We start from the raw sequence: 15,023 nt of genomic DNA, 5'->3' as shown, positions 1-15,023 counted from the left end.
GCAAAACAAGTCGCACAACGAAAATAGACCGCCCTCTAGCAAAGGAATGCGGTCTATTCGTATATCTCATTCATTGCGGAGCCTACCGCCCTTAAAAGCGGCTATTGCGCGGAGAGTCGTGTTGACGCACGGCTCTCTTTGCATTGTACGCATTTTCTAATCGTATTATAACACGCATCATTGCCTCTAGTCATGTAAAAGTCATCTAAATGTTGACTTTATATCTAGCCTTCATGCAATACAGAAGCAACCGCTTGCTTCCAGCCTTTGTACAAGCGGTCTCTCTCCTCCTGCTTCATTGCAGGCGCATACGAGCGATAAGCGCTCTCCTTACCGCCCAATAGCTGAACCAATTGCTCCTCATTCGCCCAAAAGCCTGCACCTACGCCGCCCATATAGGCGGAGCCCATAGCGGATAGCTCCGCTACGCCGGATTTCGAGACAGCTTGCCCGAGCATGTCTGCTTGGAACTGCATGAGCACGGCATTGTCCGATGCTCCGCCATCGGCCCGCAAACCTTTCAAGGCGATGCCGGTCTCCGCCTGCATCAGCTCAGCCGCATCGCGCACCTGATACGCGATGCTTTCCAGGGCGGCGCGCACAATATGCGCCTTGCCCGTTCCCCGGCTCATGCCGGTAATCGCCGCCCGGGCATGCGGCTTCCAATAGGGCGCTCCCAGCCCAACGAAGGCTGGGACAAGATAGACGCCGTCATTATCCGGCGTCTCCTCAAGCAGCTGCGCAAGCTCGCTAAACGAGCTGAACAGCCCCAGATTATCGCGCACCCAGCGCATGCTGTCGCCGGAGGTGCGAATGACCGCTTCCAGCGCATAGGTCATTTTGCCGCCGAGCCCCCAGGCAATGGCGAGCACCAGCCCATTGCCGGAAGCGACCGGCTTGCTGCCCACATTCATCAGCACCGATGTTCCGGTGCCATACGTAGCCTTCGCCATGCCGGGCTCCAGACACAGCTGCCCGTACAGCGCAGCCTGTGAATCGCCTACGACGCCCGCGATCGGAACTCGCTCAGTGAATAAATCCGAGTCGTTCGTATAACCGAATCGATCATCAGAGCATTTCACCTCGGGCAGCACAGCAAGCGGAATGCCGAACAGCTCGCATAATTCCACATCCCATTGGAGCGTGTGGATATTAAACAATGAAGTCCGACTCGCATTCGTATAGTCGGTCGCATGCACGTCCCCGCCTGTCAGCTTCCACAGCAGCCAGCTGTCGATCGTACCAACGAGCAGCCGGCCTGCTGCGAGCAGCTCTTTGGCGCCAGCGGCATGCTCCAGCAGCCAGCCCCATTTTGCCGCGGAGAAATAAGGGTCAAGCAGCAGACCTGTCTTCGCCTGTACCAACGGCTCCAAACCGTCCGCCTTTAGCGCATCGCAGCGTTCCGCGGTTCGCTGGCACTGCCAGACGATGGCGCGATAAACAGGCTGCCCCGTCTCCTTATCCCACATCACAGCGGTCTCCCGCTGATTCGTAATGGTAAGTGCCGCAAGCTCGCTCGCCGCTATGCCTGCCGCTCGCAGTGCTTCCTTCGCTGCCTGCTTCACCCGCCCATAAATTTCCAGCGGGTCATGCTCCACCCAGCCTGCTTGCGGATAATACTGTGTATGCTCTGCAGAGCTGCGCGACACGACCTCGCCCGCACGATTAATGACGAGCGCCTTCGTGCCGGAAGTGCTTTGGTCAATCGTCAGCAGATAGCTTTTGTCCATCGCCCCTGCCCTCTACTTTCCCAGCATGCCTAAAGCAATCGCTTTTATATTGCTGCTGCTAATGCCATAATGCTCAAACACCTCTGATGTTTTGCCTGCAATCGCCGGTTCATCGGGAATGCCCAAAATCCGCATCGGCACCGGATGCTGCTGCACAACCACCTCAGCAACCGCTGCACCAAGACCTCCATGAATGCTGTGCTCCTCAACGGTAATGATGCCGCCTGTTTCCTGTGCAGCACGCACGATGGCTTCCTCATCAAGCGGCTTGATCGTATGCATGTTCAGCACGCGTGCCGCCACGCCCGCTTCCGCCAGTTCTGCCTGCGCATCCAGAGCGATTCTTACCGTCTCCCCTGTTGCAATAATCGTAATATCCGTGCCTTCACGCATCGTCACGGCCTTGCCAATAACAAATTCATAGTCATCCGACTCGTAGCTGTCTTCGACCGGATTGCGGCCGATACGGACGTACACGCCACCCTCATGCTGAACAAGCGCTTCGGTCATTCGCTTCGTCTCATGGCGATCAGCTGGCAAAATAATCGCCAGCCCCGGTATTGCCCGCGCCACGGCGATATCCTGCACCGAATGGTGCGACATGCCGAGTGCGCCGTAGCTGACGCCGCCGCTAATGCCAACCAGCTTCACATTCGTGCCCGAATAAGCGACATCGACTTTAATTTGCTCAATGCTGCGCATGCTCAGAAAGCAGGCTGGTGACGTTACGAATGGCTTTTTGCCGCTATGGGCAAGCCCTGCTGAGATGCCGACAATATTTTGCTCCGCGATGCCGACCTCTACAAACTGCTCAGGATAAGCATTCGCGAAAGGTGCCATTGCCGCCGAGCCGCGCGAGTCGCTCGCCAGCACCATAATATCTTTGTCCTCCTGCGCCAGCGTTACGAGCGTCTCGCAAATGACTTGCCGATTCGGTATTTTATTCGCCATCGCTTATTGCACCTGCCCTTCCTGTGTGTAGCTGCCGATGACGGCCTCAAGCTCGGCAAGCGCCTTCGCCAGCTCCTCGTCACTAGGCACATGATGATGCCAATGCGGAACATTTTCAGCAAAAGACACTCCTTTGCCCTTCACCGTATTCGCCATAACGAGCGTTGGTTTGCCGGCTATAGCAGGGGCCGCTTCGAAAGCTTCTACAAGCGCGTCGATATCATTGCCATCGATGGAAACGACATGCCAGCCGAAGGCGGCCCATTTTTCCTCCAATGGCTCCAGTCCCATAACCTCTTCCGTCGAACCGCTAATTTGCAGCCGGTTGCGGTCGATAATGCCAACCAAATTGTCAAGCTTGTAATGAGCGCCAGCCATCGCCGCTTCCCAAACGGAGCCCTCAGCCTGCTCGCCGTCGCCCATCAAGCAAAATACGCGGCTCGCCCTCGCATCCTTCTTCGCAGCAAGCGCCATGCCCACCGATATCGCCAGTCCATGCCCAAGCGCCCCTGTGTTCATCTCAATGCCTGGCACTTTATTGTTCGGATGACCAATGAGCCTCGTTCCAAACTGGCTGAACGTCGCAAGCTCCTCCTTCGGGAAAAAGCCGCGATCGGCCAATATGCACCATAATGATTCCACGGAATGCCCTTTGCTTGCAATAAAGCGGTCGCGCTCCTGCCATTTTGGCTGAGCCGGATCAATATTCATAATTTTATAATATAAGGCCGTTAAAATATCCGTATTGCTCAATGAACCGCCTGTATGTCCCGTCTTTGCGCCATGAATCATGCGCAGCAAATCCATCCGGATTTGTGCCGCCTTGCTTTTGAGCTCCGTGCTGCTCATGCTTGCGTTGCTCCCCATCGCTAGCCCTCCTCGTTGTTTTCCTCCGCGTTGCCTTCTATCCCGATTACAAGCCCGAGCCGCGCAGCCATGCCTGAATTTCCCGCTCTGTCGGATCAACTGCATCTGGCTTCAAGCCAGGAATATATTGACACGCTTCATACAGCGCCGGAATCGCATTGGCGTGAATGCCAACGGAGTGGTGAACGTAAGGGCCTTTAACCAGTTTTTCTTCCCATAGCGGCCAATCGTTAACCTCAACCCATACATACGAGCCGCGCGTGTACGGTCCCTGAATCCCGCGGGCTTTGCCCAAAAACAGCTGGTATTCGCCGTGGTCGCCGTCAAAGCGGGCCAGCGTCATGCCGCCGCCTTTAATCTCTCCTTCATGTGTTCCCGGCGCATGATCGTCAAACAGAAAATGCTTGCGCAGCCGCGGCTTGTTCTCGACAGACAAGGAAACCGGGAAGTTGCCGCAATGGAAGAGCAGCTCGCCATTGGCGTTTTCCGGGTGGCGCACAGTCAAATCCGCGAAGAAGGTTGGATGCTGATTCATCGTCGCAGCTTGCACCATGACTGACGTAATCGCACCGTGAATATCGGTCTCACAGGTAACTGGAATTTGCTCATCGGTGAGGATCGCATTAGCTAGGCAAGGCATAATGCCCATCGCATCCTGCAGCGATGACCAGCATTGAATGGCAATCGCTGTGCTGCCTGTCTGCACGGCATATTGCTTCATCGCTACCTTAAGCGCAGCAATGCGGCGCACATCGGCCTCCGTCACTTCCGACCAGTCGAGTTTAGCCTTAATATAGTCGATCGCTTGCGCCAGCTCCGAGCTGCTGCCTTTCTCAATGCGCTGCGAGGCACGCTGAATATCGACGAGCGTAATCGGATGAATTTCAATGCCGAACCGCTCAAGCAGCTCGCCTTCATTGCACATCATCGTCCAAAAGGATGCCGGGCGCGGCCCGATTTGCAAAATCCTTAAGCTGCGAAATTGGCGGACCACATTGGCCGCGGCGATAAAGTTCGTAAAGCCGCGCTCAAACACCGGATCATCGACCCTTGTATTCGTCACATAGGTGAATGGCACGTTGAAGCGGCGCAGCACCTTGCCGGAAGCGAATAGTCCGCACTGCGTATCGCGCAGGCGCATGCCGTCCTCAAGCGGCGACTCGTCGCGCGGGCCCCATAGCAGCACCGGCTTGCCGAGCGCCTTGCCTACGCGGGCAACGGTATCCTCCGTGCCGAAGTTGCAATGCGGGAAAAAAACCGCATCGACATTTTCACGCCGGAAATGCTCCGCAATCTCCTCCGCATTAATATGGTCATCATAGAGCAGCCCCTCGCTGTTGAGACCCTCCAGATCGACAATGTCAATATCCATGCCGAAGCTTTCGATTTTTTCCTTAATGAGCACCTTATACCGAAACGCATCCTCTGCACTAAAAACAAACCGCCTTGTTGGCGCGTAGCCAAGCTTCAACTTTTTCACCGCTGACTCCCCCTTGTTGACTCATAATGATTGATTAGGCCAAGCTGTTAAGCTATCATCCAAGCGCTTTGGCACGCTGCATTCGAATCGCCATGTAAGGCTTGCCCGGCAGCTCAATGCGAAACGTTCCTTCATAAATACCAGCCTGCTTGGTTACCGTCATGTTCCACGTATCCAGCACTTCCACCTCATACGCGATGCCCGGCTTCATCGTAAAGTTCCGGTAGCGCGGCTGATTGAAGCCGTAATAAAACAAATAATAAGTGTCGGCAATGCCAGCCGATGGAGCGTCCCACTCGGACCGCAGCGGATTTAAGCCCTGCTCCGGCCCTTCCTCCAGCACTTTTCTAAGAAAAGCAATGCGCTCTGGACTTGTGCCATGCAGCTTGCCGCCCTTCGACCACCACAAAATGTCCTCGGGGTGCAAATACGTCTCCCCATGACCGACATAACCGCCGCGAATCGCGCCTTCCCAGAAGCGGCGCACCATTTCCTCGCCTGAAATATTGCCCCAGCCCATATCGATGTCGCCTTCATAAGCGCATTCGTCAATGACAATCGGCTTGTTCCAGTCCTTGCGCCACTGATCAGTGTTCTCCGCGGTCCGGTACACATCCACCCGCTGAACGCTGCAATGGGTGATCCAAGGGCGGGTATAGTCATAAAACCCGAAGCAATTGTGAATGGAGATGAGATGACCGTAAGGGTCATTATCCGTGACGATCTGGGCAAAACGCTCCCAATCCGGCTCCTCCTTCGCCCACATCAGGTCATATTCATTGGCAAGCGACCACCAGACGTTGCGGTATGCGGCCAGTCGCGCTGTAATATAGCGCAGGTAGCGGTCATCCGCCGACTTCGGCATTTCCGAGAAGCCCCAACGATCGTAGGCGTGGAATAAAATCAAGTCCGCCTCAATGCCCAGCTTGCCTAAATCTGCAACCCGCTGCTCCAAATGGCGGAAATACGCCGGATTGAAGCGTGTAAAGTCCCATTGTCCATCTGCCAAGCGCTCATACGGATAAAGCGGCGGTTCATTTTCATTAAATAGGTAGGCTTTGGGGAATACACACATCCGCAGCTTGTTGAACGGCGTCTGCGCGAGCGTGGCGAGCGTCTGCTCCTCCAGCTCCTGGCCCTGATGCGTCCACGCATAACAGGTAGTACCTATAGGCAAATAACGGCTGCCGTCCTCATAGGAAAAATGATACGTGTCCGCCACCCGCACCGGACCGTGGTTGCCGGCTTCGGCGCTGCGGCAGGCGAAGCTGCCGGTAATGCCGTTCATGGCGCGGACGCTGCTGCTTGTGCGGTAGCGCCACTCGCCTTCGGCATCAGGCATGAAGCGCACGCGGTAGATGCCGTCTCCGTCGTAGAAGCCTTGTACAGTCAGGCTTCTGTCGCCTATGCTGAACACGGTGCTGAGAGCCGCGTCCATGAAAGGGTTGCCATGAGCGGGGCCATGCAGCTCCAGCTCATAAACGTCCCAGCGCGCGACTTCGCCCGGCGCGAGCAGCTTCGCCGACCCTTCACCCTCTAACGATGCCCCCACAGCAGGCTGTACTGCCCCTGTTTCCTGTCTCTCGTTATCTAAAGCAGAAGCAGCCTCCTGCGCCGTTTCATCCTCGATCACGTATGCAATGCCAGCAAGCTCAGCCAGCACCTCCGCCACCCATTCCGGTGAGCGCATTAACGCTTGATTTGAGGTTGCGAAGCGCGGGAGCGTATTCATTTTTATAAATGAAAGATAAGGCGAATGCGCGAGCTCAGGAGCATGCTTCAGCAAAACCTTCCGTCCCTCCGGACTCGCCCAAATATATCCGATCTTCGTTTCTTCACTAAAAATCATAATCGCATCCTCCTATTGGCTGCTGCTTAGGCCTATTATAAGTTTAGTCAAAACAACTAAACAAAAACTAAACTACCGATGGATTATTCCTGCATTCATATCCCCAATTTAGCAGCAAATCGGCATCAAGTCAATAAGTTTATATAGATAAAACGCTTTAATTTAGTATATTAACTAAATAATTTAGCTAAACTATGATTGTCCATTGCTTTTAATGCCTGCTGGATATACACTAAACTTACTAAACAAACGGCTTAAAGCTCGAAGGGAGAATCACTTATTGTGAAAATGGAAGACATCGCCGCCCTTGCTGGCGTTTCGAAATCAGCAGTTTCGCTTGCCTTCAGCGGCAAGCCGGGAATCGGACAAGAAACCCGCGAGCGCATTTTGCAGGTTGCCAAGGACAATGGCTATCTGCCTAAAACACGAGCCGCGCAGCCGGAAGCCGCCAGCAAAACGCTGACCTTTCTCGTTTTAGCCAACTCTGGCATCGTACTGGAGCAATATTATCAGCAGCCTTTTTTCCGCGAGCTCATTCATTACATAGAGATACGCTGCCGGGCCAAGGGCTATTCACTGCTGTTTACGTCGATTGACGTCAACGCTTTTTCCATTGACAGCCATGCCTTGGCGGAGGATATCCGCAGCGATGGCGTCATTTTGCTCGGTACGAACCTTGATAGAGAGCAAATTGCCAGTTTGGCTGACCGCTTGCCCGCGCAGCTCGTCGTGCTTGATACCTGCTTTGAGACGCTTCCCGTCCATTTCATTACGATCAACAATGTGATGGGCGGTTATCAGGCGGGTGAGCATCTATGCCAGCTTGGCCACGAGCATATCGGTTATTTGGCATCCAATGTGCGGATCAGCAATTTTGATGATCGGCGCAAAGGGTTTATGTCCGCATTAGAGGAGCGGGGGCTGTCGATCGACGAGAAAGACATTTTTTCCGTCGCCCCGACGATAACCTCATTTCAGGAGGAGCTGAAAAATCAGCTCGCCGCCTATCAAGCGGCCGGACGCCAGCTTCCAACCGCCTTTTTCTGCGAATGCGACTACATCGCGATCAGCGCCATTAAGACGCTGACTGACCTTGGGTTCCGCGTTCCCGAGGACACCTCTGTCGTTGGTTTCGACAACATTTCTGAGGCGCGAATTGTTTCGCCAGAGCTCACGACCGTACACGTTGAAAAAGAGCGCATGGCCCATCTCGCCGTCGATTTGGCCATTGAAGCCATCGAACAGGACCATGCGGTCAAAACTAAAATTGCCGTCGACACGCAATTTATCGTCCGCCATTCTTCCGGCGCGCCATCCTATTGATGACAAATAGCCCTTCCATGAACGCGTAGAGCGAAAGCCAGGAGGGCTATTTTTCATATTATTGCCAGTAACACGCAGCCCAGAACGTTCCGGACGTTTGGGACGTTTGGGACGTTTGGGACGTTCTCTCTTTTTTGGAGGACTCAGCTTCCGCTATTCTGGCTTTTGATCCAATTTCAGGTCTTACGCGGACAGGAAATCCGTTATTGCCATCATTTTCCCGATAAAATGGCTATTTCCAGCACATTAGCGGCTCCTGTGTCCGCAAACGGTGCATACCCTTGATTCTGTTGAAATAGCGGCTGCTGTGTCCGCCAGGCCTCTCTTTACGCACGATCAGCAGTTGGCTTTCTTACGTTTGCATAGATGCCCTAGGTACAGCGACGATTTTGTTTGTACATATTAAGCCTTATTTGTACGTATACGCCTCAATATAAAGCGCCGAAGCATAATCGCCTACCGCTAGGCGATACGCGGACTCGTCGCCGTTCAGCACTCTGCCTCGCACCCATTCATTTTGCTCGAAAGCGCCTTCCTCCACACGGATCAAGCCGACCTTCGCGCGTTCTCCCTGCTTGGACAGCAGCTCCACCGAAAAACCGATCCCCGCGAAAATAAATCGATCCTCGGACAGCTCAATGACTAGCCCTCCCGAAGGAGGCGTCCCTTCTGCTGCCCGTTTATAGGACAGCTTCACATCGTAGCGGGAAAAGGGGAGTATACAGCCGCTGTCGTTTTGCTGGAGAAAGCCGGTCATTTTTCCCGTGCCGCGATTTTGCTGAATCAGCCCGAGCATGCCGCCAAGCAGCTTATAGCTTGCCGCAAGGTACGGGCCTGTTCCATTTACGATAAACCCGGAGAAATCAATATTCAGCGCCATCATAATGCTGAAATCTGGCCCGCCGCTTGCAGCTTCCTCAGGAAAAAAGCCTTCTATGCCGAACGGCGCAAAGCCTAGTGCATCATGCTTGCCCATAGCGTAAAACACATTGGCTGCTGATGAAACATCACGCCGCGCTTCAGGGATGAATAGCGGATTGCCCTCCTGTGTGTATTCCTTACAAACGTCCGCGAAGCTGGACAAATAAATATCCGGGGCATACAAGCAAAGGGTTGGTGCCGCAAGCTTCCACATTTTCATCACTTTGGCGACTGGACCGCCGCTCGGATACGTGCCTGCCCGCCATGGATATTGCTCCAGCCATGCATTGACGAACATCGGCAGCGGATATGACTCGCTGCCTGCGCTCGCAATTTGTTCTACTGCAAGCGCGTAGTGGTATGCCATGAACCATTCGCCTGCATCCGTTCCAAAAGCCTGCTCCCAGCTGCCCTGTACGCCATATGCCTCAGCTACCTGCTGAGGGACAGCTGCTTCAAAAACAACATTCGCCGCTGCTGAATAATCTCGTTCACTGCCTAGAAAGCCGATTTCGTTTTCCACCTGCATCATGATAACGGTGTGGGTTCCCTCATCAAACGCTTTAAGAAACGCCATCAGACGCTGGAAAGCTGCCGCATCAGCCGTAACTGCCGCTTCGCACAGCGGAGAAATCGTATCCGAAGGCGAGCCATCGGCATAGCAGGCACGGAAATACGTCGCATAATCCCGTTTCACCCAGCTCGGCACATAGCTGGACTTGCCATTTTTCCATAAGCCGAACCAAAGGAGTACTAAGCGAATATTTTCCGCACGAGCCTGCTCAATTAAGCCCCCAACTAACGAAAAATCAAACGTTCCCTGCTCTGGCTCGATTAATTCCCAATAGACAGGGGCTATAATCGTATTTAAATTCAGCTTGCGAACCTCCGGCCACACCTTCTCCTGCATATAAGCAAGATTTGAAGCGCTGGAATTGTGTATTTCCCCGCCAAGCGCAAGATATGGCTCTCCATCTACGTATAAGGTGGCTGTACCACTCTCGTTCACCAAATGAGGGATTTTCTTCATTCTGTATAACTCCTTCCGTTTCAGTAGTGACGTATAGAAGCGCAGAGAAAAAAGGAGCCTTACTCCATCGTTCTTACCACGCTTCGATTTAAAGCTTTACAAATTTCGCTGCTGCCTTAGTCCTTAGCTCTTAACTCTTAGTCCTTAGTCCTTAAACCTTCGACTTTACAAGCAGCTGCACAGGCCCAATTAGACCGCCCGGCTCCTGCTGCATAAAACGCGAGAAGAAATCCTTCTGCTGCTTGCCCAGCGTATTGGTCACTTCAATGACAAGCTGGTTCGTTCCCGGCTGAATAGCCGCGCCAGCTGCAAAGCGATAAGGCGGAGCAATCGCCGTACCCAGCTTCACGCCATTCGCCGATGCCTCCGCCGTCTCAAACGCCGCACCCAAATCCAAGTACAACGGCTCACCCTCGCCATTCCAATCGAAGACAAGCTCATAACGAATCGTTCCGCTGTAATCCGGCAGCCGGTGCGGGGCATTCATATTTTCCAGCTCACTCAGCTTGCCGTAGCTTTCAAATACCGGATATTGCAGCGAACCGGAGGTTGCAACCGTCCATTCGCCAGACAGCTCGATCGGCACACATGCTGTATAATCGGGCAGCGTCTGCACCGCCAGTTGCGGCAGCGCTTCTCCAGACATCACAATTAAAGTCTCGTAGGCGCTCAGCCTTACCCTCAAGCGGTTCACACCATCAGCCTGCTCCACGTTTGCTTCGCTCAGCTGATTGTCAAAGGCGTTATAAATCATCATCCGAGCGGAGGTCTGGAAGCTAACAACCGTATCCACAACCTCATAAGGATGCTCGTTGAAAAAGAAATATACATCGCTATCTTGATGCCCATAATGGTAATAACGCAAATACGGCGCGGCTTCCGCCGTCTCAATATCGTACAGGCCTTCATGGCGCAGCGTCGCCGCCAGCTCCGCAAGCGGAACAATCGCTGCGTGCTCCAGCGCTTTCAGGCGCTTAAGCTCCGCCGCTTCGCCTCCGCCCTCAATCGTGCGGGCAGGCAGCCCATCTACAAACAGCACCTTCAGCCCTGCTTCCGCAAGCTCCACAAGCTGCTCCACGAGCACTGCCGGAAGCGCTTCCGCATAAGGCACGATGAGGCATTGGTATTCCTCATTTGCCACAAGCAGCTCTCCGTCCTTGACCGCATACGCTCCAGAAGCCAGTATGTCAAACGGAATAACATCACAATCGATTTGCGCCTGCATCAGCGCCTTAATCGGCTTCTGGATCAGCATCGCCTCAGCGCCTGACCACTCCGCATCCGCATGGTAAAGCACAGCCGCCGTCGCATAATGGCGTCCCCCGTTTAGCAAATGGCTGATGCGGTTCGTATAATCATTGAGCTGGCGATAATAGCGGTATTGCGGATTTTCGCCGCGTGCATACAAATGCGGCGGGCAATCGGCATCCGGGAACTCTTTTTGCGAAAAGGCATGGGGCACGAAATAGTTAATGCCGCGAACGAGCATATGGTCGGTCAGCCATTTCATCAGCTTGAGGCCTTCGCTCCAGCCATAGGCGCCGAATACCTCGCACATCGCCCGCCCCTTCTTCTTCGGATCGATATGCGCCAGAGATGAACCAAGCTTCGCTAGGGCATAATGAAAAAACTCGCTGTCCGTTTCTCCGGCAATCCAAGTAAACGGCACCTCGTCAAAGCCTGGCATAATTTGATGCAGCACGACGTCAATGCCGGCCATATCCTGCCCCCACATCGAACGGAAGAAATGTCCCGGCCCACAGCCGAGCCGCGCATGCACATTGTTATCCTCAATGATATGTCCGATATATTCGACGCCGCGCTCGCGGCACCAGTCACCCAGCTTGCCGCTGAAATGCTCGGCATACAGCTTGCTGACCGTATTCATGAACGTATAGCGCAGCGCTTCCGTCTGCTCGCCGCCCTCGTACCACAGCAGCGGCAGCAAGGCTGCAACTGGCTGTCCGAACTCGGCGGACAGCAGCTCCAGCATGTCGTGGCGCCACGGCAGAACGATGCCCTTTTTCCCTAGTCTGGAGTTAAAGTCAAATGTCGTTTTATCGTTGTAGAAGCCTGGCTCATCGGAGAAAAAACCGGCCAGCGTTTTGCCAAAGTCGTTCCGATACCGCTCGTAATAACCTTCATAAATCGCGTCGATTAATACTTGCGTTGACTCCGGCACAATCGGATTAATATAGCTGCGTTTCGCTTCCTCCGCGCCTTCCGCTGTCTCAATCAGAACGAAAATGCGCCAAAAGCCTGCGGGAATATCCCAGTAAAGCACATTATTTTGCACACTGGCTGTCAGCTCAATAAATCCGCTAAGCTGAGCAGCCGCATCAGCACTTGGCTTTCCTTCACGTTTAACCGCAACAGCCGCAACTAGCTTATCGCTCGGCTGGAGCAGGGTATTGAGCAGGAAGGAGGCTTGCGGAGCCGGGCCGACAGCATCGATATGCCGCTCCGCCAAATACGTTCTGCGCAGCTCGGCCGGAGCTTCCTTCAGCTTGCCTGCCGCATGTCCCGTCGGAAAATGGTCGTCATCGAAAAACCACACCTTCATGCCGCGGCTGCGCGCCTCGTCCATAATGATATCGATATCTCGCCACCAGCCAGGACCAAGCATATCCGGATGGGGACGCGATTCCACGATGACCGCCTTGATCCCAGAAGCATAGATTCGCTCCATTTCCTCGCGGATCTGCCCTTCCTCTTCGCCGCGCTGCCACAGAAGAGGCATAATGTAGTTTTCTTCTTCGCCTGCTAATACATGACGTAAGCGTTCAGCCATTACTGTCGCCCTCCTATCCTTTTACCGCACCGATCGTAATGCCTTTAACAAAATATTTTTGGAAAAATGGATAAGCGACAAGAATCGGAATGACGCCGACTACAGCAATCGCCATCCGCACGGTGCCGCTAGGCATTTTCGCCATGCTTTGACCCGCATTCGAGCCAAGGCCGCTGTTCGACAGAAATTGAATATCCGTCAATATTCGGTTCAAAATGTTCTGAATGCTGAACAGCTTCGGATCTGTTAAATAAACGAGCCCGTTAAACCAGTCATTCCAATAGCCAATCGTCTGGAACAAGCCAATCGTGGCCAAAATCGGCAGCGACAGCGGCAGCACAATCGAGCGAAAGGTTCTAAATTCAGTAGCCCCGTCAATGTAAGCCGATTCCAAAATCGGAACAGGAATGGACGTAATGAAAAACGTGCGCATGAGCATAACGTTAAAGCCGTTCATCAGGAGGCCTGGGATAATAAGCGCCCAGATCGTATTTTTAATATCGAGATACTGCGTATAAATAAGGTAAGTTGGCACAAGCCCGCCGTTGAACAGCATCGTGAAAAAGACGAAAAATGCCAATGGATTACGCAGCGGAATATCTCTTCTCGACAACGGATAAGCAAGCATGGACGTAATCACCAAGCTGACCGACGTGCCTAGAACGGTTACCAATATCGTGATGCCATAAGCCCGCAGCAGCTCCTGCGATTGATCAAGCAAATAACGGTAAGCCGTCAAGCTGAACTGTTCTGGAAAAAAGGAATAGCCATTGCTGATAATCGCCTGCTCATCGGTGAAAGAAGATATAACCAGCAAGGCAAAGGGCAGCAGGCAAGCAATCGATACGGCCATCATAAACAGGTTCGCTGACCACTGCCATAATTTATTTTCATGCGTCATGTCATTCACTCCTTAGAATAATGCGTTGTCTTTGTTGATTTTGCGTACAATATAATTCGCGAGCAGAACCAGAATGAAGCCGACCAAGGATTGATACAAGCCTGCCGCAGAGGACATTCCGATATCACCGAGCTGCATTAAGCCGCGATACACGTAAGTGTCAATAACGTTCGTCGTATCACTGAGCGCACCTGCATCCATTGGAACCTGATAAAACAAGCCGAAGTCGGAGTAAAAAATCCGGCCGATTGCAAGCAGCGTCATCATCGTAATAACTGGCGAAATGAGCGGCAGTGTAATGGATTTAATCTGCTGCCATTTGGATGCGCCGTCAAGCGTTGCCGCTTCATAATATTCCTGATCGATTCCAATAATGGCCGCCAAATAAACGACGCAGTAGAAGCCAACGCTTTTCCACACATGCACGATTGTCAAAATATAAGGCCAGTATTGCGCCTCGCTGTACCAGGAAATCGAATCGAGACCGAGAAACGGCAGCACCGTCTTGTTCATAAAGCCCGTTTCAATGCTAAGCACCGCATAAACCAAATAGCTGACAATTACCATGGAGATGAGAAATGGGAGCAGCACGACGCTTTGATAAAAGCGCGCCATAATTTTGCTGCGAATTTCATTGAGCAGGATCGCTATGCCTACCGCAATGACCAAATTCAAAATGATGAAGCCGCCGTTATACAAGATTGTATTTCGCGTAATAATGTAGGCATCTTGCGTTTTAAACAAATATTCGAAGTTTTGCAGCCCGATCCAATCGCTGCCCCAAATCCCTTGTGAAAAATTGATGTTTTTGAAGGCGATAATGAGGCCAAACATCGGTGCATAATTGTTAATGATCAAATACGCCAGCCCCGGCAGCATCATTAGAAACAAAGGCAAATAGCGCTTGAACTGTTTCTTTTTCACATTTGATTTGGCAACCTGCTTTGCCTGCTGGGGAGCTGCCGCTGCCACTGTCCCTTTATTTCCCGTCGTTTGTTCCATAGGTGAACCCCTTCTTTCTTCAGCATGAGCTTGTCGCTGTCTTATACTTTGATGATAGTGCATGCGCCCTTGCGCCCTCTACCGCTCAGACGACTTCTCATTTGCACTATTACGACGCTCCTGCTGCCTGCTCCACCAATGAAATCCTCATGCTCGCCAAAACAAATAGGCTGTTCCA

10 protein-coding genes are annotated in these 15,023 nt (G+C 52.9%); 1 reads left to right on the top strand and 9 read right to left on the bottom strand.

Annotated elements, in window-relative coordinates:
- Positions 1-224: 224 nt before the first annotated feature.
- From glpK to ABEW34_RS29775, 5 genes are all read right to left on the bottom strand, one after another.
- Positions 225-1,730 carry a glycerol kinase GlpK gene (glpK, locus tag ABEW34_RS29795; RefSeq protein WP_430164827.1) on the bottom strand — a complete coding sequence of 502 codons (1,506 nt, stop codon included), beginning with the start codon at positions 1,728-1,730 and terminating at the stop codon, positions 225-227.
- A 12-nt stretch (positions 1,731-1,742) separates the two neighbouring features.
- On the bottom strand, positions 1,743-2,681 hold the full coding sequence (locus ABEW34_RS29790) for a transketolase family protein (protein WP_430164825.1): 939 nt from the start codon (positions 2,679-2,681) through the stop codon (positions 1,743-1,745).
- A 3-nt stretch (positions 2,682-2,684) separates the two neighbouring features.
- Entirely contained in the window at positions 2,685-3,530 is an 846-nt protein-coding gene (locus ABEW34_RS29785; RefSeq protein WP_430164832.1) for a transketolase, read from the bottom strand.
- 64 nt (positions 3,531-3,594) lie between these two features.
- Positions 3,595-5,028, bottom strand: coding sequence for an L-fucose/L-arabinose isomerase family protein (locus ABEW34_RS29780; RefSeq protein ID WP_430164822.1), 1,434 nt, complete (start codon positions 5,026-5,028; stop codon positions 3,595-3,597).
- Between the two features lie 55 nt (positions 5,029-5,083).
- Entirely contained in the window at positions 5,084-6,877 is a 1,794-nt protein-coding gene (locus tag ABEW34_RS29775; protein WP_430164819.1) for a DUF5605 domain-containing protein, read from the bottom strand.
- 282 nt (positions 6,878-7,159) lie between these two features.
- Here ABEW34_RS29775 and ABEW34_RS29770 point away from each other — a divergent pair, with 282 nt between their 5' ends.
- The gene (locus ABEW34_RS29770) at positions 7,160-8,200 is read left to right on the top strand and encodes a LacI family DNA-binding transcriptional regulator (protein WP_430164816.1); all 1,041 of its coding nucleotides are present in this window, start codon (positions 7,160-7,162) and stop codon (positions 8,198-8,200) included.
- 409 nt (positions 8,201-8,609) lie between these two features.
- Here ABEW34_RS29770 and ABEW34_RS29765 read toward each other — a convergent pair whose 3' ends face one another.
- The 4 genes from ABEW34_RS29765 to ABEW34_RS29750 form a co-directional block, all read right to left on the bottom strand.
- Complete coding sequence (locus ABEW34_RS29765) at positions 8,610-10,151, bottom strand: DUF5597 domain-containing protein (protein WP_430164814.1); 1,542 nt, start codon at positions 10,149-10,151, stop codon at positions 8,610-8,612.
- A gap of 151 nt (positions 10,152-10,302) precedes the next feature.
- Positions 10,303-12,942 carry a glycosyl hydrolase gene (locus ABEW34_RS29760; protein ID WP_430164811.1) on the bottom strand — a complete coding sequence of 880 codons (2,640 nt, stop codon included), beginning with the start codon at positions 12,940-12,942 and terminating at the stop codon, positions 10,303-10,305.
- Between the two features lie 13 nt (positions 12,943-12,955).
- Positions 12,956-13,843, bottom strand: coding sequence for a carbohydrate ABC transporter permease (locus ABEW34_RS29755; RefSeq protein WP_430164808.1), 888 nt, complete (start codon positions 13,841-13,843; stop codon positions 12,956-12,958).
- 12 nt (positions 13,844-13,855) lie between these two features.
- A complete protein-coding gene (locus tag ABEW34_RS29750; RefSeq protein WP_430164830.1) occupies positions 13,856-14,725 on the bottom strand; it encodes an ABC transporter permease in 870 nt (289 codons plus the stop codon).
- Between the last annotated feature and the right edge of the window lie 298 nt (positions 14,726-15,023).

The sequence above is a fragment of the Paenibacillus algorifonticola genome, from assembly GCF_050481745.1.
GTDB lineage: Bacteria > Bacillota > Bacilli > Paenibacillales > Paenibacillaceae > Pristimantibacillus > Pristimantibacillus algorifonticola_A.
Note: the sequence above shows the minus strand (reverse complement) of the source record. Positions and strands in the feature narration are given on the sequence as shown.

Bases quoted from the DNA above. Each gene is read 5' to 3' on its own strand.
- ABEW34_RS29765 (WP_430164814.1), bottom strand. From the start codon at position 10,151: ATGAAGAAAATCCCTCATTTGGTGAACGAGAGTGGTACAGCCACCTTA.
- ABEW34_RS29790 (WP_430164825.1), bottom strand. From the start codon at position 2,681: ATGGCGAATAAAATACCGAATCGGCAAGTCATTTGCGAGACGCTCGTA.
- ABEW34_RS29750 (WP_430164830.1), bottom strand. From the start codon at position 14,725: ATGATGCTGCCGGGGCTGGCGTATTTGATCATTAACAATTATGCACCG.
- ABEW34_RS29775 (WP_430164819.1), bottom strand. From the start codon at position 6,877: ATGATTTTTAGTGAAGAAACGAAGATCGGATATATTTGGGCGAGTCCG.
- glpK (WP_430164827.1), bottom strand. From the start codon at position 1,730: ATGGACAAAAGCTATCTGCTGACGATTGACCAAAGCACTTCCGGCACG.
- ABEW34_RS29760 (WP_430164811.1), bottom strand. From the start codon at position 12,942: ATGGCTGAACGCTTACGTCATGTATTAGCAGGCGAAGAAGAAAACTAC.
- ABEW34_RS29755 (WP_430164808.1), bottom strand. From the start codon at position 13,843: ATGACGCATGAAAATAAATTATGGCAGTGGTCAGCGAACCTGTTTATG.
- ABEW34_RS29785 (WP_430164832.1), bottom strand. From the start codon at position 3,530: ATGAGCAGCACGGAGCTCAAAAGCAAGGCGGCACAAATCCGGATGGAT.